Genomic DNA, 26,129 nt, shown 5'->3' with positions numbered 1-26,129 from the left:
CACCACCCGCCGGTGCCCCTCCTGAGAAATCACCGCAGACATCAGGTCACTGACCCTTCTGCGCCGATTTCACCACGCCGATCGAAAGGGAATCTTCGTGGCCACAGACATCATTGTGCCTCCCGAACAGCCCAACGCCAGCATGCGATGCTCCTTCTGCAAGAAGACGCGCGCGCAGGTTTTTAAGATTGTGCTCGGCCCGAACGTTTCCATCTGCGACGAGTGCGTGGAGCTGTGCGAAGAGATCCTCGCTGAAGAGCGTCTGAAAGTGAAAGCACCCGCTGCTGCGCCCGCGCCTCAGCTGGCTACTCCGCGCGAAATTTACAGCTACCTCAACGACTACGTCATCGGTCAGGACGCGGCGAAGCGCACCCTGGCGGTGGCGGTGTACAACCACTACAAGCGTATCCACGATATTGATAACCCGGTGTTGACCTCCCGCATTCTTTCGGCGACCGCGGGGGAGCAGGTGGAGCTGGGCAAGTCCAATATTCTGATGCTCGGCCCGACCGGCTGCGGTAAAACCTACCTTGCTTCTACGCTGGCGAAGAAGCTGGATGTACCCTTCGCCCTGGTCGACGCAACCACCCTCACCGAGGCGGGCTACGTGGGTGACGACGTGGAGAACATTCTGCTGCGCCTCATCAACGCCGCTGACGGCGATATTGCCAAGGCTCAGCGCGGCATCATCTACATTGACGAGATCGACAAGATTGCCCGCAAGGGTGGCGAGAACCTCTCCATCACCCGCGATGTGTCCGGTGAGGGCGTGCAGCAGGCGCTGCTGAAGATTATTGAGGGTACCGTGGCGACCGTACCCCCGGAGGGTGGCCGCAAGCACCCGGCGCACGCGAACATTGAGATTGATACCTCGAACATTCTCTTTATCGTGGCTGGTGCCTTCGATAATATTGACGACCGCATCGCGGCCCGCGTGGGTGCCGGCGGCATCGGTTTCGGCGCCGAACTGGGCGGTTCCGTGAAGAACCCGCTGGACCAGATTATGCCCGAGGACCTGGCGCACTACGGCATCATTCCCGAGCTGATTGGTCGCCTGCCGGTTATCTCCACCTTGAGCGAGCTCAACGAAGAAGAGCTGGCTCGCGTGCTGACCGAACCGAAGAACGCGCTGCTCAAGCAGTACCGTCATCTCTTTGCCCTGGACGGTGTGGAGCTAATCATCGACGACGCAGCAATCGCGGCTATTGCTCGCCTTGCCGCCGAACGCGGTACCGGTGCTCGCGGCCTGCGCTCCATGATGGAGCAGATTCTGCAGCCGATTATGTTCGACATCCCGGACCGCACGGACGTGGTATCCATCGTGATTGGTGAGGACACCGTGCTCAACGGCGCGGAGCCCCGCTACGTACTGCAGGCGCCCGACCCCGAAGCCGAGACCACCCGCCCCGTAAAGGGGGAGGTGAAGGCCACCTCCCTGAAGGACGCGGACCGTCAGGCGGCATAACCGAATACTTCCAGCCGACAGGCTAGGGAATAAAGAAGCCGTCGCCCCGGTTATACGGGGTGACGGCTCACTAGCAGGTACCGCTCGCTGGCATGTGCTGAAGGGCGTGTGCTGAAGAGCGTGTACCGAAGAATAAGCGCCGGCTCATGAAGCGGCTGGCGCAACCGTATGAGAGAGGAACACTCATGGCTGAGAATGCACCCGCACAGGTTGATTTCTGGTTCGACCCGATTTGCCCCTGGTGCTGGATTACCTCCCGCTGGATTGGTGAGGTGCAGAAGGTCCGCAACGTTGAGGTGACCTGGCGCCCCTTCTCCCTGTCCATGCACAACCAGGGCCGCGAGCTGCCCGCCGACTACCAGGCAATGATGGACCAGTCCTGGGCGCCGACCCGCCTCATTACCGCTGTGCGTGAGCTGCACGGTAACGAGGTCATCAAGCCCCTCTACGACGCTCTGGGCGAGCAGATTCACCACAACAGCAACAAGGCTGATTCCTACCGCGACGCGATTGTCAAGGCGCTGGAGGAGGTCAACCTGCCCGCAGAGCTGGCGGACGTAGCCTTCACCGACCAGTACGATGAGCAGATGCGCGCATCCCTGGACCTCGCCCTGGAGACCGTGGGCGGCACCGACGTGGGTGTTCCGCTGATTTCCATTAACGGCACCGCGTTCTTCGGCCCGGTCATTTCCCCGAGCCCCGCTGGTGAAGAGGCAGGTAAGCTCTTCGACGGCGCCCTGGCGCTGGCTTCCTACCCCGGCTTCTTTGAGCTCAAGCGCCCCCGTAACGTGGGCCCGATTTTCCACGGTGAGGACGGCGAAGCCTAAGAACCCTGCAGCGCGCTGAGAGCCCTGCAGTGCGCTGAGGCTCGGTAGAGTCTGAGGTCGCAGAGCATAAAAGTACCGCCCGGTCATGAACTGACCGGGCGGTACTTTTCTATTCACTATGTCGCGCTGAGGGCTAGCAGGCTACGCACGGTGGCTACGGCTCGCAGCAGTAGCCTTGCGTGTCTGCTGCGCATGCTGTGCTTTCTTCGCCTTGCGCTGTGCCCTGTGCTCCAGAACCTTCGGGTGCGTTGCCCGCTGCACAATCTTCGTATCTCGCATGTGGAAGGTGCGGGTCGCCGTGTACTGAACCGCCGCATCCGAGGTGAACGCCAGCATCGCAAACACGGCAACGCCCAGCTGGAAGAAAATCGTGGACAGCGGCAGGGACTGGTGCCCCCACAGCACGCCGCCGGTAATCGCCGCGAAGTTCAGCGCCGTCAACAGCAGAGCCAGTCGGCGAGCCTTCGACGAGCCGCGCAGGGTGCTCCACAGCAGGAACAGGTGCACCGCCGAATAAATCGCCACAAACCCCACCAGCACCGTACCGGTAATGGTCAGCAGCACGTCGCTATCCACCTGGTCGAAGAGGTTCAACAACTCAAGATCGTTGCCGGAGCCTTCCTCCAGCAGCTTGGCGCGAAGTGCCGGGCGGCTGAGCGCCAGAATGACGCTGTTGACAATATCGGCGAGGGTCACGGCGATGAGCATACCCGAACCGACCAGCAGGCTCAGCGGCATGCGGTACGCCAGGTCGTGAGCGCTGGAGAGGTGAATTTCTTCTTGCTCCTGCGGCTCCAGGCCCTCATTGTTGAGAATGACCACCGGCAGCGCACCGTCGGTACGAATCGTGTCGCCGCCACCGTTGCGGGCGTGGTAGCCGGAGGAAAAATCGTGCAGAATCTCAACGCGGGTTTCCGGGTGAGCGTACTGGATGGACTCCACAATGTAGTCGCGCTCGAAGTCAGTGTCAGCGTCAATGCGGTGCGTGACCTGCAGGGTGAAGAAGCTGAAACCCACACCGGAGTCGTAGGTGCCCGCCGCCAGCCAATCCACCTGGTGACCACCCGGCAACAGCCAGCCGTCCGGAGTCTTCCAGAAGCGCACGTGGTGGCGTTTCTCGGGGTTGCCGTCCACTTCCTTCTGGTAGGCGAAAGCCTGCGTCTTGCCGAAAATTTTCAGCGGGGAGACCGGCGCCTCCGCGTAGGAACGGCGGGTGATGGTGGAAAGAATAATCTTCCAGGAGGAGACGAGGGTGACGTCGTCAGCACGGGTCCAGCCTGCATCCTGCATGACCTGGTGAATCTGCTCCTCGGTACCAATCAGGCCGATATTGACCGGGTCGCCGAGCAGACCGTCCGGGGTGCGGGTGCGCCCAATGAAATAGTCGGGCACGTAGATGCGGGTCATGATGGCATGAAAACGCGGTAGCGTCAGGTACGCGGTGACCGCCCAGAAGATAATCGCAATGGGAAAACCCCACCATGAGTGGCCGACCGTATTCGCCAGAATCATGAAGGTCAGCACGAGGGCGGCGACGCCGGCGAAGATAAAGAAGAGAGTATCCCAGAAATTAACCCAGAAGCTACGCGGGACGAGGTCCTGCGCCGCACCGCGCGTGTCAATATCACCACGGTAGACCGGTGGCGAGGTGACTGGGGGAGCAACATCGCTACGTATAGGCCGTAGGACGCGTTTTTGGTGGGACATTCCCGCCCTTTCTGCAACATAGTTAGGCTCTTTGAATATCACATAACTATAGCAAGGGGCGGGTTGCCAGATGCGTCCGTTCCGGGCAGGGCTTAATCGCTTGGCTCGATAGCCCCGCCGCGGAATCACGGGCTGTTTCAACGCGCGGAGCGTGAGCTGAAAATGCGTTGAATAACGGGAGAAATGAACAACAGAAGAAATAGGGGGAGTGCTAGCCCTATTCGTACCTTCCCAAAGTAGACATGTACTGTGCAGGGAGTCCCTGCAGTGGGGATTCCTACTCGGGGAGGGGCTTAGCCTCAACCGCGGCACGTGCCGCAGCAATAGTGCTTTCGTGATGCAGCATGTCGCGGCTCTCACGCATGAGGCGCACCCACTTGCGGGTCAGTTCCTCAAGCTGCTGAGCGGTCAACAAACCGGAGGCGATGCTCGCCTCATCGGCGGCAGCACTGGTGGAAATGTGCTGATGCCACAGCTCGTACACCTCGTTGGTGTAGCTGGCACGCAGCGCCTGGGCGTGCTCACGTGCCTGGCTGATGTATTCGTTCAGGCTCGTGTGATAGTGCTGAAGCTGATCGGGAGAGATGTTTGCTTGCGCTCCTGACGGTGAGCTAACTGAGCTCTGCCTCGCATGAGGCTCTTGCGGTAATCCGGAAGATGAAGAGTGTGAATTCATGGGGTAATACGGGTGCGCCTACTTTGGCGCGGGTCAGAGTCAGGATGCATCGCTGCGCCTGACGGGGGTGGTTTACTGTCGTGCGGTTGGTCGGGGTATGTCTTTGCTCGTACCGGTGATTTGTTCGTTGCTGAAGTTGAATAGAGGGTTGTTCCTGATGGTAAAACCCTCGCATCAACAATCATACATAAAGTGACAGTCAATCTCATAAGGTTGATTATGCTCTTTGCACATTGATGAACAGAAAAAGGGGTTGAAAATCCCACAATTACCCACAGAGTAGCGGGCTAAATCCCACATCGCTGGGGGAGGGGATAGTGAAGGTTCTCTCGGATGGGCGCAGGCACCCGCGGCTGCTGAATGTGTAAAGCCTCTAGTCAGAGTCGTAAAAGCACCCTGCAAAGCACCGTGTGCAGTCGAGTAGCATGCTCTCCGGGGCCTTGTCTGCAGAAACCAACGAACCGCAGACACAGAAAACGGGGCGGTACCGTCAATCGGTACCGCCCCGTCCTCAATGCCGCATCGCGCTGTAACATTCAGCGATGCGACATGAAGCGATGAACGCTAGATTCGATTACTCAGCTGCCTCTTCAACAACGAGCACAACGTCGCGAACCTCCAGCTCGCCCTCAGCTGCCACAAGGGACAGCTCACGAGCGTTACCGGCAGCCTTCAGGTCAGCCAAGCCAGCGGCAATGCGATCCAGCTGAGCCTGAGGAGCCGCAATAGTAGCGGACTCAACCTCGGTGCGCTGCTTAACCTTCGCGTCGCTCTTAGCCTTACGCAGACCGCCCAGAGCCTCAGCAACATCCGGCAGGATCTGCTTCAGCGACTCAATCTGAGCCGGGTCAGCGTCCGCCAGGACCCACTGAGCAGAGATGCCAGCAGTCGGGTTCTGAGCGGAGTACTCAGCCAGCAGGGTGCCCTCCAGGATGGGCAGTGCCTGCGGCCACTCGGCGCGGTGTACGCTACCTGCACGCCACCAGGACCAAATCTCTTCGGTCACGAACGGCAGGAAGGGAGCGAACAGACGTAGCAGGGCATCCAGGGTGGTTGCCAGCGCGGCAAGAACGGAAGCCTGCTCCTCTTCGCCGCGAGCACCGTACGCGCGGTCCTTAATCAGCTCGACGAAGTCGTCGGTGAAGGACCAGAAGAAGCTCTCGCAAATCTGCAGAGCACGAGCGTACTCGTACTTCTCGAATGCTGCGGTTGCCTCTTCAATCAGGTACGCCAGGCGAGCCAGCAGGGAGCGGTCCAGGGCGTTGATGAGCACGCGGCCCTGAGCCTGAGAAGTAATCACGGACTTCTCGGTAGCGCCCAGGTTCAGCACGAACTTGGATGCGTTCAGCAGCTTAATCGCAAGGCGGCGGCCAATCTTCATCTGGCCTTCGTCGTAGGCGGTGTCAGCACCCAGGCGAGCGGAAGCCGCCCAGTAGCGCACAGCGTCCGAACCGTACTTCTCCAGAACCTCGTTCGGGACCACGACGTTGCCCTTGGACTTGGACATCTTCTTGCGGTCCGGGTCGAGAATCCAGCCGGAGAGCGCGGTGTTGTACCACGGCACGGAGGAAGCCAGAGTCTCGGAGCGTACGGCGGTGGAGAACAGCCAGGTGCGGATGATGTCGTGACCCTGCGGGCGCAGATCCATGGGGAAGGTCTTTGCGTGCAGGTCCGGGTTCACGCCCCAACCGGTTGCAATCTGCGGGGTCAGGGAGGAGGTGGCCCAGGTGTCCAGAACGTCCGGGTCGGCGATGAAGCCGCCCGCTACGCCGCGCTGATCCTCGGTGTAACCGGGAGCAGCCTGCGATGCGGGATCAACCGGCAGCATGTCCTCAGAGGGCAGAATCGGGTTCTCGTAGTCCGGCTCGCCCTCAGCGTCCAGCGGGTACCAGACGGGGAAGGGGACACCGAAGAAACGCTGGCGAGAAATCAGCCAGTCGCCGTTCAGACCCTCAACCCAGTTCTCGTAGCGGCTACGCATGAAGGAGGGGTACCAGTTGATTTCGCGGCCGCGCTCGATGAGCTTCTCACGGCGTGCAGCGTCACGGCCACCGTTGCGGATGTACCACTGGCGGGAAGCCACAATTTCGAGGGGTTTGTCACCCTTCTCGTAGAACTTCACGGGGTGGGTAATCGGCTTGGGGTCGCCGTCCATTTCGCCGGCCTCAACCAGCATTTCCACGACGGTCTTCTGTGCGGTGAAGACGGTGGCGCCAGCCATGCGCTCGTAGCGCTCGCGACCCTCAGCGGAGGTGATCCACTCGGGGGTTTCGCGGGAGAAGCGGCCGTCGCGACCGATGAGGGCGCGGGTGTCCAGCTGCAGTTCACGCCACCAGGTGACGTCGGTGGTGTCACCGAAGGTACAAATCATGGCGATACCGGCACCCTTATCGGGCTGTGCCAGCGGGTGCGCCTTGATTTCGACCTCAACGCCGAACAGCGGGGAGGTGACGGTGGTGCCGAACAGCGGCTTGTAACGCTCGTCGTCCGGGTGCGCCACGAGAGCCACACAGGAGGGCAGCAGCTCGGGGCGGGTGGTCTCAATCCAGACCTTCTCGCCGTTGGGGCGGTGGAAGCTGATGCGGTGGTACGCGCCGGGGCGTTCCTTATCTTCCAGCTCAGCCTGTGCCACTGCGGTGCGGAAGGTGACGTCCCACATGGTCGGTGCTTCTGCCATGTAGGCGTTGCCTGCTTCCAGGTCCTTCAGGAAGGCGAGCTGGGAGACCTTGCGGGAGTGCGCGTCGATGGTGCGGTAGGTGCGCGACCAGTCAACGGACAGACCCAGGGCGGTGAAGAGGTTTTCGAAGACCTTCTCGTCTTCAACCGCGAGTTCTTCACAGAGTTCAATGAAGTTGTTGCGGGAGATGCGCGGCCACTTTGCCTGGCTGCGGTCGGGCTTGGGGGTGCCGTCTGCCTTCCAGGTGATCAGGTCGCGGAAGGATTCGTTGTCTGCCACGGAGGGGTCGCAGAGAACGCCGTAGTAGTTCTGAACGCGGCGTTCGGTGGGCAGGCCGTTGTCATCCCAGCCGAGGGGGTAGAACACGTTCTTGCCGGTCATGCGCTGGTAGCGTGCAATGACGTCGGTCTGGGTGTAGGAGAACATGTGACCCACGTGCAGGGAGCCGGATGCGGTCGGCGGCGGGGTGTCAATGGAGTAGACCTGTTCGCGAGTGGTGTTCTCGTCGAATGCGTAGGTCTTCTCATCGGCCCAGCGCTGCGAGAGCTTCTCTTCGAGGCCTTCGAGGGCGGGGCGGTCGGGAACGTTAATCTGTACGGGCGAGTCTGAGCCCAAAATGTTTTCAGCCATAACGGCTATTTTCTCATATTCACGGCGTTCTCTCAGCTCCAGGGGAATTCTGTGCTGTACCGCGCTGTTCGTACTGGTCGATGGCGGCTTCTAGACGTGCCAGGAGGGGCTTGTACCGGCGCACAACTTGTGCCCTGCGTACTGCGGCGCGGACCCCGCTGGAGGCGGTGAGTTCTTGCCAGCTGGCGGGGTCGAGGTAGCTCTGACCGAGCAGCAGGTGAACTTCGGAACTGTAGGGGGTTCCGGTGGTGGCGCGGATAGTGCGCGCCCGCTGCTGGAGCGCTCGGCGCTGCTCGTGTAGCGCGGCGATGCGCTGGTGCGGTGTTGCTGTCATGTGGAGATTCCCTATACGAGGAGTAATCGGCGATTCAGCGGAAAACTCGGCGGAAAGGCAATGGGGGAGATGACCCCTCATATCCTGCCTCGGTTACCTGCAGTGTAGGCGCGAAAATCTTGCCTATCAACAGCTCACGAATCCTTCTCAGGGGCGCGGGTGCGGCGTAGACTGAAAGTACACGACCTTTGAGGAGCGGCCAATGAGTTCTCTAAGTATTTTTGGTTTGGGTACGCCTGAAACTGTTCTGCTGATACTGCACCTGGTGCTGGTGGCGTTGTGCGTCTGGCATTTGACGGTGCGTAGCGGTTACGGTGAGGCACGCATGCGTTTCGTACTGCCCCTGATTGTGTTCATGCCCGGCGCTGCGGTTCTTTATCTGCTGTCTGCGCGTGAGGGTACGGTCCCTCCGGACACGATTAAGACCGGTAGTAGCTCGCCCGTGTATTTTGAGCATCGCCTCGGATTCCGTGACGGCGGCAGGAGCCGCTGGGGTCTGCCGCGCCGCCGCAAGTAGCAGGGTGATAGCGCCTGTACTGTTCACCCCGAACGGCGGCGTTGCCGGCACTGTCTCACTATCGAAAATTTCAAAATATATGCCCGCGAGTCTGCTCGAACAGAGCACCCGCGGGCATCACTCTACTAGGATTAAAGTATGACTGAGAACACCCACATTCCTGCATCTCCTTTCCTGCCCCATACCGGTGACGGCAAAGTTGCCGTGGTGACCGGCGCATCCAGCGGTATTGGCCGAGCCACCGTACAGCAGCTCGTGGCGAGCGGCTGGACCGTCTATGCTCTAGCTCGTCGCACCGACCGCCTCTACACCCTCTACGCGGAGACCGGTGCTCACCCGGTGACCTGCGATGTGACCGACGAGCAGTCCGTGCAGTTCGTGGCCGAGCAGATTCTGGAAGAGCAGGGCACCATTGATGCCCTGGTCAATATTGCTGGCGGCGCTATCGGTGTGGACAAGGTTGCAGAGGGTAAGCCTGATGACTATCTGAAGATGTATCAGATGAATGTGCTTGGCATTCTGCACATGGTGCGCGCTTTCGCGGAGGCGCTGCGACAGAACGGCCACGGCACGATTCTGAACCTGACCTCCACCGCTGCCGAGCACGGCTACGAGGGCGGTGCCGGATACAATGCGGCGAAGTTCGGCGCTCGCGGCCTGACCGAGGCGCTCCGCCTGGAAGAGGCAGAGAATAATATTCGCGTGATTGAGATCTGCCCGGGCATGGTGCACACCGAGGAGTTCTCTCTGAACCGTCTGGGTTCCAAGGAAGCCGCCGAGCGCGTCTACGCGGGCGTTGAAAAGCCCCTGACCGCTGAGGACGTGGCGCAGACCGTGACCTTTGCGTTGAACGTTCCGCACCACGTGAACCTGGACCGCATCACGATTCGCCCAGTGGCTCAGCCGAGCCAGTTCAAGGTGATCCGCAAGGAAAGCTAAACTCGCGGCACGCCGTGACGCTTGATCCTCAGCGAGGCTTTGGTAGCCCCGCCTGCATCCGCGTAAGTTGGATGCGGGCGGGGCATTTCTCTGCGTTCTCAGAGCGCACATTGAGGGCATGTCTGAAGGTGATTGAGGGCCTTTGAGGGCAGGGGAGAGGCATGAAGGGGAGCTTGAGGTAACTATAAAGTGGTACGTGAGACTTTAAGGTTCACTAAAGTGAAAATGATGCACCAAAATTACCTACGGAAAACCCTATATTTTCTTCAAATGCAATCAAAAGACAGGGTTCTATGCCCTCGTGTGTCAATAGATGACCATGAAATCCCCTAATTGGTCTGTATTAAACCTCAACTTAAGGGGTAGTTTTATAACGATTTCATTACAGTTATGCAAAGATAGTGATAAGCAGTGTAAACGTCCAGGGTCGAATGCTAGCCTTTTAGCAGTCACACCCATGTATGGGCCTACTGCACCTTCAAAGACGGGGGCGCACCACGGTAGGTTCAACACCGATAATTCAGAGATCGAGGAAAAATGTCGAAGACTACCCGTCGCGTTTACAAGATCGCAGCAGCGGCAGCTTTTACTGCCGGTTCCGTGGCAGCAATCCCGGCAACTTTCGCGGCAGAAGCACCCGCTGATCAGCAACAGCAGGTTGTCGACCAGAAGGCAACCGCTCAGACTTCTTCCCTGCCTGGCGGCAACGCAACCGAGACCCCCAAGGCTGAAGCTCCCAAGACCGAGGCACCTAAGGCTGAGGCAACCGAAGCCCCCAAGGCTGAGGCAACTGAAGCACCTAAGGCTGAAGCACCTAAGGCTGAAGCACCTAAGGCTGAGGCTCCCAAGGCTGAAGCACCTAAGGCTGAAGCAACCGAAGCTCCCAAGGCAGAGGCTACCGAAGCACCTAAGACCGAGGCTCCCAAGGCAGAAACCCCCAAGGCAGAGGCTCCTAAGGCTGAGACCCCTGCTCCTGCAACCCCGGAGCCCACCACCCCGGCAACCCCCGCCCCCGAGGCAAAACAGGCTGACCCCTCCGTCGTTATTGAGAACGCTCATTTCCCCGGCGACGCACAGTTCAACACCGTGAGCGTTGTTGCAACCGGCTTCTACGGTGAGAAGGTCGGCCCCGGCGTTCAGGTCAGCATCTACGCACTGGATGCAAACAACCAGGTCACCGGCGATGCCATCGCAACCGTTTCCGTGTCTGCAGACCAGATTCAGGACGGCTCCTTCAAGACCGCCTTCACCGTTGAAGCAAGCAAGCTGCCTGCCGGCGCATCCTACGCTCTGGTTGCTGTCAGCAACCCGCAGGGTCAGCCTGAACAGAAGCTCGTAGCTCTCTCCTCCTTCAAGGTCACCGAGTCCACCTCTCCCGAGGCTCCGAAGACCGAAGAGACCCCCGCTCCTGAGGCTCCTAAGACTGAGACCCCCAAGGCTGACGAGACTCCCGCTCCCGTAACCCCGGCACCGGAGACCCCGAAGACCGAAGAGACCCCGGCACCCGAGGCTCCCAAGACTGAGGCACCCAAGGAAGAAACTCCTGCTCCGGAAGCCCCCAAGACTGACACCCCGGCACCTGAGCAGACTGAGACCCCCGCTCCCGAGGCTCCCGCGGCACCCGAGAACGCAACCCTCACCACCGAGGATGCTTCCCTGGATCCGAACGACCAGTACAACGTTCTGACCATTAATGGTTCCGGCTTCACCCACGAGTCTGTTGCTCAGGGCGTTCAGATCAACATCTACCGCCTGGATGCTAACGGCAACATCACCGGTGAGGCTCTGGCAACCTACGATGTGCCCGCTTCCGAAATTATGGAGGGCACCTTCCGCGCGAAGGTCAGCATCCTGTCCGAGCGTCTGCAGCCCGGTTTTGCTTACGCAATGGTGGCAACCAGCGACCCCAACGGTCTGGTACACCAGGTGGCAGTCACCACCGCTGTTGTGAGCGACGCAGACCACCCGGCTCCGACTCTGCCGGCAGCTACCGAGGGTGATAACACCACCGTTCGCGATAACGGCGATGGCACCACCAGCGTCTTCACTGCTGAAATGCGCGAAGACGGTTCGGTTGTCGTAACCGAGACCCGCATGCCTTCTTCTCAGGCACCCAAGGCTAAGGTTGGCAACGCATCCGCTGCTACCTCTTCGAAGGGCCACGGTCTGAGCACCTCCGGTTACCAGGGTTCTTCTTCGACCTCTTCTTCCTCTTCGAAGCAGCAGCTGGCACACACTGGTGCTGAGGGTGTTGCAGGTATTGCAGGTGTTGGTGCTGCAGCTCTGATTGCTGGTGCCGCACTGATGCTCCTGCGCCGCCGCAGCCTCTAAGGTTTATCCTTCGCATAGAGTTTTATGAAACGCCCTCGTGGTTTCTTTGGGAATAAAATATTCCTAGGAGACCGCGAGGGCGTTTCTGCGTGTTCAGAACAGTGGGAACAACGTGCAAAGCGGTATTTTGCGGAATGTAATAACCGCATGAGACGGACAAACCGGTGCAGATTTGTCCGTGGTGGGTTTCCTGAGCTTGCAGGTTTGGGTATCCCGAATTGGGAAGAGGGGAATGAGAGGCGATGGGTGTGCAGGCAGTACAGTACGACCACTTTGGGTCGGTGGAGAATCTGAAGTTTGTGAGTGTACCGGAGGAGAGTCCGGGCGAGGGGCAGGTAAAGATTGCGGTGCATGCGGTCGGCCTGAATCCTGTGGACTATAAAATCTTTGAGGGTTCTCCTCAGCTCAAGATGCTCTCGCGCGTCATGAAAATCAGGAACCCCCGCCGCTGGTTTGAATCGAAGAAAGCACAGTTTCCTCGCGGAGTGGGGCGTGATTTCTCCGGCACTGTGACTGAGGTAGGGCACGGTGTATCGGGTTACCATGTGGGTGACGAGGTCTTCGGAACCATTGTTAGTGCCCCCGGTCTGGGTACCAAGAGGGGGTCTCTAGCTACGGAAATTTGCGTGAATACCGGTGATATTGCGCTTAAGCCCGCCTCCATTGATTTTGACCATGCCGCTGCAATGGGTGTCGCGGCCCTGACCGTGGGAGGCGCCTTCCGCCATATTGGCGTGGGTGCGGGCGATACTGTGGTCATCTCTGCAGCCTCGGGCGGAATTGGGTCCACCGCCGTGCAGTATGCGGTGGCTCGCGGCGCACGGGTCGTCGGAATCGCGGGGGCTGCGAATGCCGAATTTGTTAGGTCGCTGGGTGCTGTTCCGGTTGCCTACGGTGAGGGCGTTAGGGAGCGTGTGCTTAAGGCTGCTGAAGGCCGCGTGACGAAGTTCCTGGACTGCTATGGTGGCGACTACGTCAGCTTGGCATTCTCGCTGGGTCTGAAGGGTAAAGATATTGGAACTCTCGTTCCTTCGCCCAAGGTCATGATTAGGGGAGCGCAGTTTACCGGCCCCCGCCACTCGGAGCGCGGAGATTTCGAGGTTCTAGCTGAACTGGTTACCAGGGGGAAGGTGTCAATCCGCTTGGAGCGGGTGTATGGATTCACGATTGAGGACGTCCGTGCAGCCTACCGCGATTTGAAGTCTGGTCATACGCGCGGCAAGAGAGTCGTTCGTATTACCGATTCATAGGGAGTTTATTACTGAGGGTGATGGGGGGTGGTGCGGCGGAATGATTGTGCGCATGTTATTTGGCGTGTGGTTATTGGTATGCACTCTTTTAGAGAATGTATGTGTAAAAGCAGTGTGACCTGCGATTTTTTCACTTAAAAGAAATAAATTAAATGCATGAATGTGCAGAATATCTTTATCTCAAATCCATTAAAACTGCATATGCATGCAATAAAACCCTGAACTTCAAGGGAGAGTTTAAAAATTTCGCCTAGTCCATGCAGTTTGAGTGCCCTTGATGCCGTTCTGGAGGGTAAAAAATATTCTGTGTGGGTTATTGCACAGGAAAATAATGAGGATGCATAGCGTATTTACAGCAATAACAAGAAAAGTATTGTTAGTGTGGAATTACCGATAAATAGAGCGATTCCCTTCGCAGCAACTTCCACCACTACATGAACGTTATGACTAGTCCGTACGTTATAACATTCAAACCCGAAGAGGCACCCGTCCAGCTTCGATCCGTGGCACCCTCCGGAGGGTATCGTTCACACTCACAGAAAAGGTGTGTCCCATGCCCGAACCCGCTCACTCAAAAACCCGAGCAACAGCTGCTATTGCTGCTTCCGTCCTCTCGGTCACCGGTGTTGGTGCTGCGCACGCAGATGTGCAGGTGCAGAATACCGGCGGAATGGCTTCACCGACTACGGTGGAACCCGATAACCCTCCCTCCGAGGCAAACGCAACCCCCATCGAAAACGTTGCTGCCCAGAATTCCCCTCAGGTGTACGTAGAGCAGGGCGTTGTCATTAACCCCGCACGCTCCCAGAGCATCACCGTCAGTGGTGAAGGCTTCACTGGTGGTCCTGTTGAGCGGTACGGTGTGGCGGTGTACGTCAGCGAGTACCGCCAGTATCCCCTCTACGCGCTGGGCCGTGGTTCCGCAGTGACGATGACCCTAGTGCCTGAGCTTGATGTAGAAGGTGGCCGCTTCAGCACCCAGCTGACCCTGCCCGCAGGTACCCTCGACCCCGACCAGCAGTACGTCGTGGCAACCGCCGTGGTTGACCCTGCCAAGGGCTACGCAACCGAGGATCCCTCCTATAACTCCTCCGCACCCCTGGAAGTGCTGCCCACCAATACCCAGGACGAGCCGCTCAATGTTCAGATCCTCTCGGGTCAGATGGAAATCCCGCAGGAGAAGAACCTGGTGGTCTACAAGGTTACCGGTCTGGGTGAGGCGCAGGCTTTCGAAGTGATGACCTACGTCTACGCCCTGGATAGCCAGGGTAACCGTATGCTGCTGGCTGTTTCTCCCGCACGTGCCGACGTCGTGAACGGCACCCTCCTGGATGGCATTGAAGTACCCGGATCCATGTTGGAAGAAGTGCAGGGTGTCCACGAGAACCTGCGTTACGTGCTGAGTGTTGAGGTTGCACCCTCTGCTGCTAATGGTTACACCGCCCAGGAAGTTGAGGTTCCCTTCATGAATGGTTGGAATGTACAGCACGGCTCCGCTCCGGTTGCCACCGCTGAGCGCGCAATGGCGGAGCAGGCACAGGTTGAAGAGGAGGCGCAGCCCGAGCAGGTTGCCCAGGCTGAGCAGACTCAGTCCGACCAGGGTGCCCCGAGCGTTCAGCCTGAGCAGGCAGTTGCCGTGAGCCCCGTCGAGCAGTTCGACCACGTACTGCCCGAGGATGACCCGCGCCGCCACTACAGCCTGCCGCGCAACACCGTCTTTGACCGCGTCCACAACACCACCGAAGAACAGACCAACAACACCGCTAACCCTGTGATGACCGCCCGCCTGCACGTAGAAGAAACCGTAGTTCCCGAAAGCGATTCCACGAAGACTCTGACCCTGCGCGGCGAAGGCTTCACCGGCGTTAACTCGGTGCACCTGATGGTTAATGCTGTCGACGAATACGGCGTAGCAACCGGTGGTGTGATTGCTTCGGCTGATGTTTCTGAGATTGACGCCTCCGGCGCTTTCACGGCCCAGGTACAGATTCCCGGCTCGGAACTCAAGCCCGGCACCACCTACCGCGTGAGTGCTGTAGCGGAGGATGAGCAGGGTACCGTGCGCATGGTCAACGGCGGCTTCACGGTTGCGCGCGATAGCGTGGATAACGCGCCCGCAACCCCTGAGCAGGATGCACCTGCGGCGGATGTACCTGCGGCGGATGTACCTGCGGCTGAGGCTCCTGCAGCTGATGCCTCGGCACCTGCTGAGTCCACCGAATCTGTATCTGTCGAATCTGCTTCTACCGAGTTTGCTCCCGTGACTGATCAGGCCTCCGCCACCGAGCAGAAGGCAGGGGAGAGCGCCCCCGTTCAGAATGCTTCTGCTCAGAAGGTTGAAGCACAGGCATCTGGCGGTCAGAAGGCTACCGCCGGTACCCAGCAGAAGCGTGAGCAGCTGGCGGCTACCGGCGCCTCCAATATGCTGGTCATTAGCGCAGCCGGATCGCTGTCGTTGCTTGCCGGTATGCGTTTGAGCCGCCGTCGCCGTAGTGAGATGCAGCTCAATTCTCGCCGCTAAAGCGGAGCAATTATTGCCCCACTAGGCAAAATATGCACATAGATGTAGGGACGTCCGAAATGCAAGATTCGGGCGTCCCTACATCTTTAACTTTTTCTAAGGTTATACCTATAATTTAGAGTGCTGTCATAGACGGTACTATCACTCTTTACCACCTCGCTCACCCCGAGGTGGGGAGTCGCTGTGAAGCGCCTCCGGTCACCGATATCAGAGAACCGTTATTCTGCGCCTACTTCCGACCTTTGGGCGCAGGAGTCATACGACGATTCATCGCACTCACTCACGAAAATAGGTGACCATGTTTTCCACGCAGCGAACTGCTCGCGGCGCGGCGCTAGTAGCGTCTGCTGCCCTCGGTTTGGGCGGCTCCGTCGCGCCTGCAACTCTGGCCCCCGCAACCTTTGCATCTGCCGCTCACGCGCAGACTCAGCAGTCTCCTAAGCCTGAACTTCCCATCGCCGTTGCCACCGATGTGGTTAGCCACGACATTACCCTGGACTTGGTTGCTCAGAGCAAGGACTACACCCTGCTGTCGCTGACCGGCGTAACCTCTCTGGAGAATCTAAAGGTTCGCCTGGTCGCTATTTCCGTTGATGACGGTCCCGTGGCGGCTATGACTGTGCCCGCCTCCCAGATGACTGCCTCTCTGAACGATGAGGGTGCCCTGGAAGTCAGTATTCACCAGCGCCTGAATGTTGAGCAGCCGTACATGGTTGAGGTGCTGAACCTGCGCACCAATGACACCGTTTCGGTGGAGTTCATGCCTGAGCACGGTGTGACCGTTGACGAAATCCTGGCGAGCCGCCAGAACATTTTCTTCCCGGACACCCCCGGTGTTCCCCGCGCTAACCGTGTGGAGGCGAACCCCGCTCCCGAGGTGTCCCTGAGCCCCAGCGCATCCCCGAGCACCGCGAAGGATAGTCCGCGCCCGACGGTTGCTCCGGCACCTTCTGTGGCACCGTCCGCATCGCAGAGCGCTTTGGCGCGTCCTTCTGCGAGCGCATCCGCTAGCGCCTCTGATTCGGCTAGTGCTTCTGCGTCCGATGATGCGGCGCCCGCTGAGGTGACCGAGGATCGTCTGCTGGTGCACTCCCGCTCCAATCAGGCTCCCGCGGAGACTCGCGAGGCGACCCTGGAAATTTCCACCGCAGAACTGCGCGGCTCGGATGAGCTGCAGCCGATTAGCGTGCGCGCTAGGAACGTGGCGGAGAGCGGCCTGGGTTATGACGTGATGGTCTTTGAAATGCCCGCCGATGGCGGTGCGGTGGGTTCGCCGCTGGCGACCACTCACGTGAGCCCGCAGCAGGTGACCGACGCTTCCTTCTCTGCTGATTTGAAGGTGCCCGGAACCTCCTTGCATGCGGGTAAGCGTTACCGCGTGGTTGTGGTGGGTGGTGACTCCACCGAGGAGCTGAAGCTCATGGCAACCAGTGCTTTTGGTGTGAGCGTGATTCAGCGTGCGGTTCCTGTTGATTCGGCTCCGAAGCCTGCGAATACTACTGTTCGCCCGGTGAGCCCGATTATTTCTGATGTGAATCAGCGCGTGAGCCCTTCGGCTCCTTCGGGCCGTGTGAACGCTGTGGACTCTTCAGATGCCTCGGCGGACGCTCAGGATTTGGTGACTGATTCGGTTGCTAAGATTCCGTCGGTGGATAGCGCTCTGGGGTATATTGTGCAGGCGCAGCAGTCTGCTCGTGCGATTACCGCGCAGGCTCGTAGTTCTGTGGCTGAGACTGCGGTGGTTCCTTCGACGATGGTGATGTCTGGTTATGCGGTGATGCTACCGGGTCGTACCGTGGTGAACCTGCTGGGTTATCAGTCTCTTGAGGGGGAGACGGTAACTGTTGCTTCGCCGCAGGAGAATGCGGGTACTGCCGGTTCGGGTAGTTTCTATACGCGTAGCTCGAAGTCGCGCGGTGATTCTTCTGGTTCCAAGCTGGAGGCGAGTGCTCAGGATAACGGTCCGCTGCCGGAGGGTACTTTGCCGCTGAGTATTGCTCTGCTGGGTTCGGTTGCCTTTGTGGGTACTGCTGTGGCGGTGAATGTGTATCGTCGTCGCCTTGAGGGTGTTGAGGAGCTGGGGGCTGAGTAGTTCGGCTATCTGCTGCTTTGTGCTGTGAAGCGTGGCTCTCTGTAGGGGAGTTGTTGAGTGGGAGGCGCTCTACCGAGTGCGTGCCGTGTGGGTGCGTGTTTGGTGGGGCGCCTTCTGTGTGCCCGGGCGTTGGCTCTGTTATACAGCGGCTCAGTTCTATAGTGGCCCTGTTATACAGTGGTTCTGTCGCGCCTTGGGACGGTGTAAAAAAATCTTTTAGTGCACTGCTGGGAATATTTTATGGCATTCGAATTTTACGTTATTTATATCTCAGTAAAGTATTTAATTCCCTTTTATTTCGGCAATTATTGCGACATAAAGTTTTAGCGCATGAATGCAATACAACATTTAGTGCAATATCCGTGTTAGGCTAGGGTGTAACCGACGTACTGGTGCGCAAATACTTGGATAGAAACACCGGGCTTGTGGTGAGCCGTCCCTAGTCCACGCTTTGCGCCTACATCGATCGAAATGGCACACATGACTATCACTCGACTTCCGAAACGCATTCATGCTTTTTCGCTTGTTGCCGCTCTAGGTGCAGGCGCTTTTGTGCTTCCTAGCGCCTCCGCAGTGGAGGCTGAAGCAATTAATGTGAATGATTGCCTGTCTTCTCTGATTAATAGCGAATTTGATTCGAGATGCCCCTACGAAGACCTCGAACTTGAAATCGACACCATCGAGATTCGCGTGCAGTCCATTAAGGACGGTCAGGCAACCATTAAGCTCGCGCCCCTCTACGAAGGCGGCTACGTGGGTGACGCCTCCAAGGTGTACCTGGTAGTGCAGTACTACGGCACCACCGGCACGGTGCTCGGAACTGACACCTACGAGCCGTCCGCCATGCAGGTTGAGCGTGCTGACGACGGCTCGATGCTCGTCACCTTCGAAATGCCGCAGATGCCCCAGGAAGGCTACTACTCCATGAGCGCCATGGACCTGGCGACCTCCGATGCGGGCTACGGCGAATTCATGATCTCTGAGGGCTCCCTCGTGCCGCACACTATCCCGGTGGAGGACGACTCTGACGAGGTGATGGTGGACAAGAACGAAAACGCCCACCAGGTGCCCACCATTGACGAGCTGAAGACGCTGGATAAGCTCCGCGAAGAGGAGCAGAAAAATCAGCAGTCTGCAGACCAGAAGGGCAGCAAGGACAAGGTTAAGACCGAGGTTCCCTCTGAGTCCGCTGAAAACCCGAATCTCGACATCCACACCCAGAAGCTGGAGCAGGTCCCCGGCGGTTCCACCTCTTCGCGTGATACCCAGACTCTGAGTGCTGCGGAACTGAAGGTTGCGTATGCTGAGGTTCGCTCCGATAAGGAAACCAAGCCGGTCACTATCAGCGCGGAGCGCGTGCCCGCGAACGCGGCTGGCTACGACCTGATCGTGGTTGAAACCGATATGAGTGGCAACCACAAGGGTGATGCGCTGTCTATTACCCACATCAGCTCTGACCGCATCGTGAATGGCGCCTTCAAGGAAGAGATCGGCATGCCCGGTTCTTTGCTGAAGACCGGCTCGGTGTACACCGCCTACCTGGTACGTTCCGACGACACTGACTATGCCGAAGAAGTTGTTTCGGTGCGTTTCAAGGTCAGTAGCGAGGCGGCCGGTGATGCAACCTCCTCGAAGAAGGATGAGCTGCCCCGCCAGGATGCGAGCGCATCGCTCACGCCCAGCGCCAACGCGGCTGAGTCAACCGGCGGCACTCAGGGTAGCCCCTCCGCCGCTACTAGCGCCGTCTCTACCCATTCGGATGCAACCCAGTCGGGCTCCAGCCAGTCTGCCATGAGTGCGCCCCGCTCCACCCTGGATGCGGTGAACGCCATGTCCAAGGCGCAGGAGGCGAAGGCTGAGCGTCAGCGTCAGGCTCTGCAGACTTTGGCTCAGGCACGCACGATGACCCCGCGTTCGGCTTTCGAGCCGACCCGCACTAACCAGGTTTCGGTGTACAGCTCGGGTTCTGATCCGGCGTCTATCGCTGTTGCTGCGAACCTGGACGCTCTGACGGATGAGGAAAAAGTAGCTTCGGCAAATTCTGGTAACGGCAATAAGGGCTTTACGCCCGTCGTCCATTCGGAAACTAATAACCGTTCTGCTTCTGCGAACTCGAATGCTGTTCAGGTGTACTCTAACCCGAGTACTGACCGCCAGGGGGGCGTGAAGGCTGCGGTTTCCACTGCGGCTCCTGCTAGCGAAGAGGTTGCTCAGCACGGTGTAGCTTTCTGGGCTCTTGGTGGTGTCGGTTTGGCGCTGGTGGTTGGTGCCGCCTGGATGGCTCACCGCCGCGGTTTCTTGGGTGGCTAATGCGCTAATCAGGCGTTTTTTACCAGCTCTGTATAGTATGTTTTTCGTTTCATGAGGAATGCTCGCCCCCGCTATCTGCAGATGTAGATAGCGGGGGCGAGTCGTGCGTTCAGGGTGTTCAAAAAAACTCTACCCACGAGTGAATAAATCTTAAGGTTCGTGATAGGGTTGAAATAACCGATAAATAGATGCGAGCTATTGTCAGGTCTTCACCACCTGAAATACGAAGCGGAGCACGGTACGACGAATCCGGAAGCATGACGCTCCGATGGGCTCCGTGTAGCACGTGAAGAACGAGCAGTAGCGCGCACATTTCCACCATGAAAAGACGCATTGCATGAGTATTTATTCAGCGAAGCATCGTATTGTCACCGCAACCGTTTTGGTTGCGGGGCTTCAGTGCGGGCTTGTTGTACCCTCTGTCGCGACGGAGGCACCCGTCACGACGCACTCTGCCGTGCAGAAAACCACGACCCTGAACGCCACCCCGGATCAATCTGAACAGAACTCCGGGGGTCAGGGTGCCGCCTCCAAAATCACTATGAAGGCGCAGCTCAAGGATGGTGGCTACCTTCTGCGCTGGACAGGCTTCCCTGAGGGGCTGGAGGCTTCCAGCGTTCTGGTTGACGTGAACTTCTACACCCCTTCCGGTGAGTACGGCGGTTCCGTCCTGGAGAGCCCGACCCTGTCTGAAGGCACTAAGGAGGGGGAGCTTCGCCTTCTGATGAGCCCCGCGTCGGACTCGAACGTCGTGTACGTGATTGTTCTGGAAGATGCCGCCCACGGCGCCTCTTACGATTTTTTTGTGACCGAGCAGGGGAACCGCCTGGTCGAGACCACTGATCCGCGCAACGGTAAGGCAAAGCCCACCGAGCCGCCGGTTGATATTGAGCGTGAAGAAGCAGAAAACGGCGAGGCGACTGCTCAGCCGACCCCCGAAACGGTGAATCTGCCTTCACCCACCGCTACGTCACCCACCGCCACTGACACGGTTCGCCGTACCGTAGATAACTCGCAGAACCACGCTTCTGGCCAGTACGTTGTCTCCGAAGACACCAGCGTGTACGACCCGATGAACCAGCGCGATGGCAAGGCGCACATGTCTATTCAGGATTCGCAGGGCAACTCCCAGGATGACACGAAGCCCGTCACGGTCCATGTCACGAACTTCCCCCAGAACGATAAGGGCTACGACCTGATTGTCATGGAAATCGACTCCAACGGTAATACTGTGGGTGACGCGCTCGCCATTGTGCATGTTGGCCCGGAATCCATTTCTGCGGGTGTTTTCGATGCTGTGATTGGTGTGCCCGGTGCGTCCCTGCAGATTGGTAGGACCTACTTGGTGGCGGCTTTTGACGCTTCCGGTGACGGTAACCTTCAGCTCAATACGGTGCGTTTTACGGTGACCCAGGCGTCTGCTGAGAATGGTGGAGTGTCGTCTGGTTCTTCGGCTAAGAACGAGGGGAAGCCTGTTGCGGCGCCTTCTGCGTCTCCTTCGGCTACTGCTGAGGCTACGGGTGCATCCGGCGCGAAGGCACCCGCTGTGGAGGCTAAGAGTAAGACCCGCGGAATCCAGGCTGATACCGCTATGGCTCCGGGCACGAACGACGCCACGATTTCTGTTCCTCGCGCCGGCTCTGACGCTGCGTCTTCTTCGGCGTTGGGGTACCGCACTGAGGAGGCGCAGCCTGTTCAGGTGGCAACCCCCGAGTCTAATCTGCCTTCCGGCACCGATTCGGCGGCTCAGTCTCGCCGTGCCGCGATTCTCAACGGGTCCTCTTCGCAGGTGCGTACCGAGCCCGGATCGCCGAATGGTGTGAAGGCGTCGGAGGCACAGATTACCCGCAACCTGGATAAGAGCTCGCCCCTTCTGCCGATTTTGGTGACCCTGGGTGGCGGCCTGATTCTTGGTGCCCTGGGCATGTCACGTATGCACACCTCGAAGAAGGATTAGTCGCGTAGGGGTGGGAGAGTAGCAGCCCCTGTTGCCTGTTGAGATGTGCTGGTGTGGGGTAGGCGTTTTACCCCGTCAGTGTGCTGTGAGGTGCTTTGTCATAAAACGGTTCACTTGGTGTGTATCTTGAGAAATACTCACTCTATCGATATAGTAAGCCTGTCCTAACAATGTCGATAGCATGGATACACACCAATGAAGATTTTCACATCTGGCACCCGCCTCTCCAAGGGAGCCTGCGCCCTCGCCGTCGCTGGCGCTGTCGCCCTGCCCCTGGCACCCGTTCTCGCCGAGAACATTAATATCGCTGCCCAGAACGTTGCCGCGCAGAACGCCGCAGCTGGCGACCAGGCAAGCACCAGCGCATCCTTCGGCTGGGGTGTGCGCGCCTCCTTCCTGTCCTACAACGGTATGCCCCGCGAAATGACCGACGGCGCAGCCTGGGACGCAAACGCAAAGCAGTTCACCTTCACCCCGACCTCCACCACCGTCTCCGAAGACGGCAAGCAGGTCACCCTGCAGGCTGCCGGTCGCCTCTGGTTCACCGGCCACTGCGCTGAAGGCCAGGACCCCGAAACCGGTTGCGCCCTGAACCTCACCTTCTCCAACCCCCGCGTGGAACTGAACCTCGCGGACGGCACCGGCTCCCTCTACATGACCGTGCGCACCAAGAACTACGCCTCCGGCAAGTTCGAGGGCCCCGTGGAAGTCAAGATGGCGACCCTGAGCACCGGCACCGCCAAGCAGAGCGAGAAGGACGGCGTAGTCAGCATCAGCGGCATCTCCGCGAACCTGACCGCCGACGGTAACCACGCCTTCTCCGACTTCTACAACGAAGGCGCCAGCCTCGACCCGCTGAGCATCTCCTACACCGGTAACGCAGCAAACACCCCCAAGAGCGCCTACAGCGTCGCCGAGTCCTACAACACCGGCGCGGGCGTGAACCTGCCCCAGAACACCGCACGTCTGGGCAAGAACCACATCGTTCACGTGGCACCCCCGAGCTTCAGCGGTGACACCACCTACACCGTGCTGACCAGTTCCAACCTGAAGATGACCGACACCGGCGTGCTGAAGGCGATCAAGGGCGTTTTCGCTGTGGACGCTGACGGCAACCGCATGCTCGTCATCGGCAGCGAGACCAACAAGCCCGAGCTGTACACCGTGACCGCTGAGGGTAAGCTCGTCTCCTCCGGCACCTACTCCAACGCAGACCTCGGCACCACCACCGTCAAGGCAATCGGCTACAACCCCGCCAACAACACCTGGGGTATCGTCAGCATTGACGGCCAGGGCGGCGGCAAGCTCACCATCATTGACGCATCCGGCAAGGCAACCTCGCAGGCTCTGCCGAAGCCCGACTCAATCGACCCGCAGGTTGTGAACGCCTACTCGCTCGACGAGTACTACGGCGACTCGTTCTCCAACAACACCGTGACCCTCGCACCGCTGCCCGACGGCAGCTTCGTGTACGCGCCCTCGACCTCCATCTACGATGCGTCTGGCGAGAACGTGGTCCAGAAGGGCCACCTGCTGCACCTGAGCAGCAACGGCGTGTCCCTGGTTCCGAACTCTTCGCCCGAGGGGTACACCACCGCCCTGCCCTCGACCCTGGTCAGCCCCAAGGGCTACATTTACCGTTGGAACAACTGGTACGGCGGTAAGGTGCAGATCCTCAAGTACGAGAACGGCACTTTCAGCGTGGTCCGCGAGTCCGCAACTCTTGAGGGCTTCGAGAAGACCGAGGTCGCCACCATGTTCCTGACCCGTGCGGGCAACGTGGTTGTGGTGGACGCATCCGGCTCCCGCCTGGTGTTCATGGACGAGACCCTGAACAAGGTGAACGAGGTGGTGCTCTCCTCGATGCGCAAGACCGACAAGAGCGGCGGCTACAATGCTCTCGAACTGCCCAACGGCGATATCATCTACCCGACCAGCTTCGAGAACCCGAACACCTACGAGGATCAGCTGTGGCTGAACCGCCTGGCAGCGAACTCGGCACCGACCCCGGCACCCGAGCCCACCAAGTCTGCTGAGCCTACCGTTGCTCCCACCGTAGCTCCGACCGTGGCACCGACTGCTGAGCCGACTGTCGCGCCTTCTGCTGAGCCTACCGTGACTGCGGAGCCGACTGTTGCTCCGACCGAGGCACCGACCGCAGAGCCCACTAAGCCCGCTGAGCCGACCGTCGCGCCCACCGAGGCACCCTCTGCTGAGCCGACCGTTGCTCCCACCGCGGAGCCCACCGTGGCACCGACTGTCACGCCTTCTGCTGAGCCCTCGGTAACTGCAGAACCCACCAAGACCGCAGAACCCACCGCAGCGCCTTCGGAAGCGCCCACCTCGCCATCTCTGCCGACCGCGTCCGTGGCGCCTTCTGCTGCCCCGAGTGCTTCTGCAACTCCGAGCGCATCGGTGAGCGTATCCCCGACCGCGGTTCCGAGCGTTCCCGCCGTGACCCCCTCGGCGAGCGAGTCCGCATCCGCGTCTGCTAGTGCATCTGCTTCTTCGAGCGCTTCTGCAAGTGCATCGAGCTCCGCAAGCAGCTCCAGCAGTGCATCGGTGACCGCATCGGCTAGCGAGTCTGCATCTGCGAGTGCATCCGCGTCCGCGAGCGCTTCTGCAAGCGAGTCTGCATCCGCGAGCGCTTCCGCTTCTGAGAGCAGCACCGCTGACCAGAACGCAGCCGGCCACAAGGGTGGCTCCAACGGCGGTTCCTCTAACGGTGGTTCTTCCGCAGGTGGTTCCTCGACCTCCGGTAGCTCCTCCTCGAAGCTGGCACAGACCGGCGCATCCGGCGCTATGTTCGCCGCAGCAGCTGGTGCTATCACCCTGGCTGCAGGTACCGCACTGGTCGTGGCTCGCCGCCGCAAGAGCTAAGATTTAGCCTTCGTGCAACACCCCGCTTCGCCACTCGTGTTCATGAGTGGGGGAGCGGGGTGTTCCTTTCATACAATGGAAATATGACTATTCTGAATGTAATCGCAACCTCGCACGGCACCGACTCGGTCGCCGGTCGCGAGGCTATCACGCTGATTCGTGAGCAGATTAAGTTCCTGCTTGCCCAGCGTAACGACGGCGTGGAGTACCGTATCCACGCCGCATATGTGGATGTGGAATCTCCCAGCGTTGATGATGCCGCAGCCTCTCTGCCCAATGATGAGCCCTGCGTTATTGTGCCGATTCTGCTGTCGACTGGCTTCCACACTCAGGTGGATTTGCGCCGTGCCGCACGCAATAGCGGTATTGAGCGTATTAGTATTGGTGAGTCTCTGGGCCCGGATGCGCGCCTTGCCGCGCTGACCCGCGCCCGTTTGGAGGAAGCTGGCTGGACTCCCGGCGACGGCCCTGTGGTTCAGGGTGCTGCCGGTTCTTCTCGTGCTGATGGTCGTGCGGACATGAGCCGTGCCGCTGAGCTGCTGGCTGAGGAACTGAACACCCCGGTGCATCACGGCTTCGTTGCCGCGATTGATCCGAAGTTCCACGAGGTGGTTGCTGAGCATCAGCCTAAGTTTGCCGCGACCTACCTGCTGGCGGAGGGGTTCTTCGCCGGTAAGATGCGCCGTGATGCTGAGTCGACCGGTGTGCCGGTGAAGGTTGCCGCGCCGCTGGTGAACGCGCAGGGTGGCGCTTCTGCTGCCGTGGTGGCGGAGTGCTTTATTGACCGCATGGATGCCGCTATTGCGCAGCTGGATGCCGCCTAGATGACTTAAAATCAGGCTAGTGCGCTCGCTGTTCACTCGCCTGATGAGAGGCTTCTGAAAACCCATACAAAAAACCTCGGGACGTTATGTTCCCGAGGTTTTTGTGTTGCTGTCTTTGAGAGAGAAGTGTTGAGCGTTTAGGCGGTCTTGAGGTAGACGTCGCCGTCGCGGACCTCTACGGGGTAGACCTTG

16 protein-coding genes are annotated in these 26,129 nt (G+C 59.3%); 12 read left to right on the top strand and 4 right to left on the bottom strand.

Annotated features, from left to right (window positions below):
* Window positions 1-97: 97 nt before the first annotated feature.
* Entirely contained in the window at window positions 98-1,465 is a 1,368-nt protein-coding gene (clpX, locus tag RWZ58_RS04105; protein WP_314657612.1) for an ATP-dependent Clp protease ATP-binding subunit ClpX, read from the top strand.
* A gap of 185 nt (window positions 1,466-1,650) precedes the next feature.
* Entirely contained in the window at window positions 1,651-2,292 is a 642-nt protein-coding gene (locus RWZ58_RS04100; RefSeq protein ID WP_314657610.1) for a DsbA family protein, read from the top strand.
* 141 nt (window positions 2,293-2,433) lie between these two features.
* Here RWZ58_RS04100 and RWZ58_RS04095 read toward each other — a convergent pair whose 3' ends face one another.
* The 4 genes from RWZ58_RS04095 to RWZ58_RS04080 form a co-directional block, all read right to left on the bottom strand.
* Entirely contained in the window at window positions 2,434-3,999 is a 1,566-nt protein-coding gene (locus RWZ58_RS04095) for an LssY C-terminal domain-containing protein (RefSeq protein WP_314657609.1), read from the bottom strand.
* Between the two features lie 277 nt (window positions 4,000-4,276).
* Complete coding sequence (locus tag RWZ58_RS04090) at window positions 4,277-4,483, bottom strand: hypothetical protein (RefSeq protein WP_314657608.1); 207 nt, start codon at window positions 4,481-4,483, stop codon at window positions 4,277-4,279.
* A gap of 766 nt (window positions 4,484-5,249) precedes the next feature.
* Complete coding sequence (gene valS / locus RWZ58_RS04085; protein WP_314657607.1) at window positions 5,250-7,982, bottom strand: valine--tRNA ligase; 2,733 nt, start codon at window positions 7,980-7,982, stop codon at window positions 5,250-5,252.
* A gap of 19 nt (window positions 7,983-8,001) precedes the next feature.
* Window positions 8,002-8,316 (bottom strand): hypothetical protein, encoded by a 315-nt coding sequence (locus tag RWZ58_RS04080; protein ID WP_314657606.1) that lies wholly within the window; start codon window positions 8,314-8,316, stop codon window positions 8,002-8,004.
* Window positions 8,317-8,518: 202 nt separating this feature from the next.
* On the opposite strand from RWZ58_RS04080, the gene RWZ58_RS04075 reads away from it, so the two are divergent.
* From RWZ58_RS04075 to RWZ58_RS04030, 10 genes are all read left to right on the top strand, one after another.
* Entirely contained in the window at window positions 8,519-8,833 is a 315-nt protein-coding gene (locus RWZ58_RS04075; protein ID WP_296546439.1) for a penicillin-binding protein, read from the top strand.
* Window positions 8,834-8,971: 138 nt separating this feature from the next.
* Window positions 8,972-9,772, top strand: coding sequence for an SDR family oxidoreductase (locus RWZ58_RS04070; protein ID WP_303962118.1), 801 nt, complete (start codon window positions 8,972-8,974; stop codon window positions 9,770-9,772).
* Between the two features lie 537 nt (window positions 9,773-10,309).
* Entirely contained in the window at window positions 10,310-12,103 is a 1,794-nt protein-coding gene (locus RWZ58_RS04065) for an LPXTG cell wall anchor domain-containing protein (protein ID WP_314657604.1), read from the top strand.
* A 242-nt stretch (window positions 12,104-12,345) separates the two neighbouring features.
* On the top strand, window positions 12,346-13,353 hold the full coding sequence (locus tag RWZ58_RS04060) for an NADP-dependent oxidoreductase (RefSeq protein WP_314657602.1): 1,008 nt from the start codon (window positions 12,346-12,348) through the stop codon (window positions 13,351-13,353).
* 553 nt (window positions 13,354-13,906) lie between these two features.
* Entirely contained in the window at window positions 13,907-15,874 is a 1,968-nt protein-coding gene (locus tag RWZ58_RS04055) for an adhesin (protein ID WP_314657600.1), read from the top strand.
* Between the two features lie 298 nt (window positions 15,875-16,172).
* Entirely contained in the window at window positions 16,173-17,966 is a 1,794-nt protein-coding gene (locus RWZ58_RS04050; RefSeq protein ID WP_314657598.1) for a propanediol dehydratase, read from the top strand.
* Between the two features lie 480 nt (window positions 17,967-18,446).
* The gene (locus RWZ58_RS04045) at window positions 18,447-20,276 is read left to right on the top strand and encodes a hypothetical protein (RefSeq protein ID WP_314657596.1); all 1,830 of its coding nucleotides are present in this window, start codon (window positions 18,447-18,449) and stop codon (window positions 20,274-20,276) included.
* Between the two features lie 337 nt (window positions 20,277-20,613).
* Window positions 20,614-22,233 carry an enoyl-CoA hydratase gene (locus tag RWZ58_RS04040; protein WP_314657594.1) on the top strand — a complete coding sequence of 540 codons (1,620 nt, stop codon included), beginning with the start codon at window positions 20,614-20,616 and terminating at the stop codon, window positions 22,231-22,233.
* A gap of 195 nt (window positions 22,234-22,428) precedes the next feature.
* Window positions 22,429-25,113, top strand: a complete 2,685-nt coding sequence (locus RWZ58_RS04035) for an HtaA domain-containing protein (protein WP_314657592.1) — start codon at window positions 22,429-22,431, stop codon at window positions 25,111-25,113.
* 83 nt (window positions 25,114-25,196) lie between these two features.
* The gene (locus RWZ58_RS04030) at window positions 25,197-25,937 is read left to right on the top strand and encodes a sirohydrochlorin chelatase (protein ID WP_239661576.1); all 741 of its coding nucleotides are present in this window, start codon (window positions 25,197-25,199) and stop codon (window positions 25,935-25,937) included.
* The last annotated feature ends 192 nt before the right edge of the window (window positions 25,938-26,129 follow it).

Source organism: uncultured Rothia sp. (genome assembly GCF_963544205.1).
Taxonomy (GTDB): domain Bacteria; phylum Actinomycetota; class Actinomycetes; order Actinomycetales; family Micrococcaceae; genus Rothia.
This window is presented reverse-complemented; position numbering and strand designations above follow the sequence as displayed.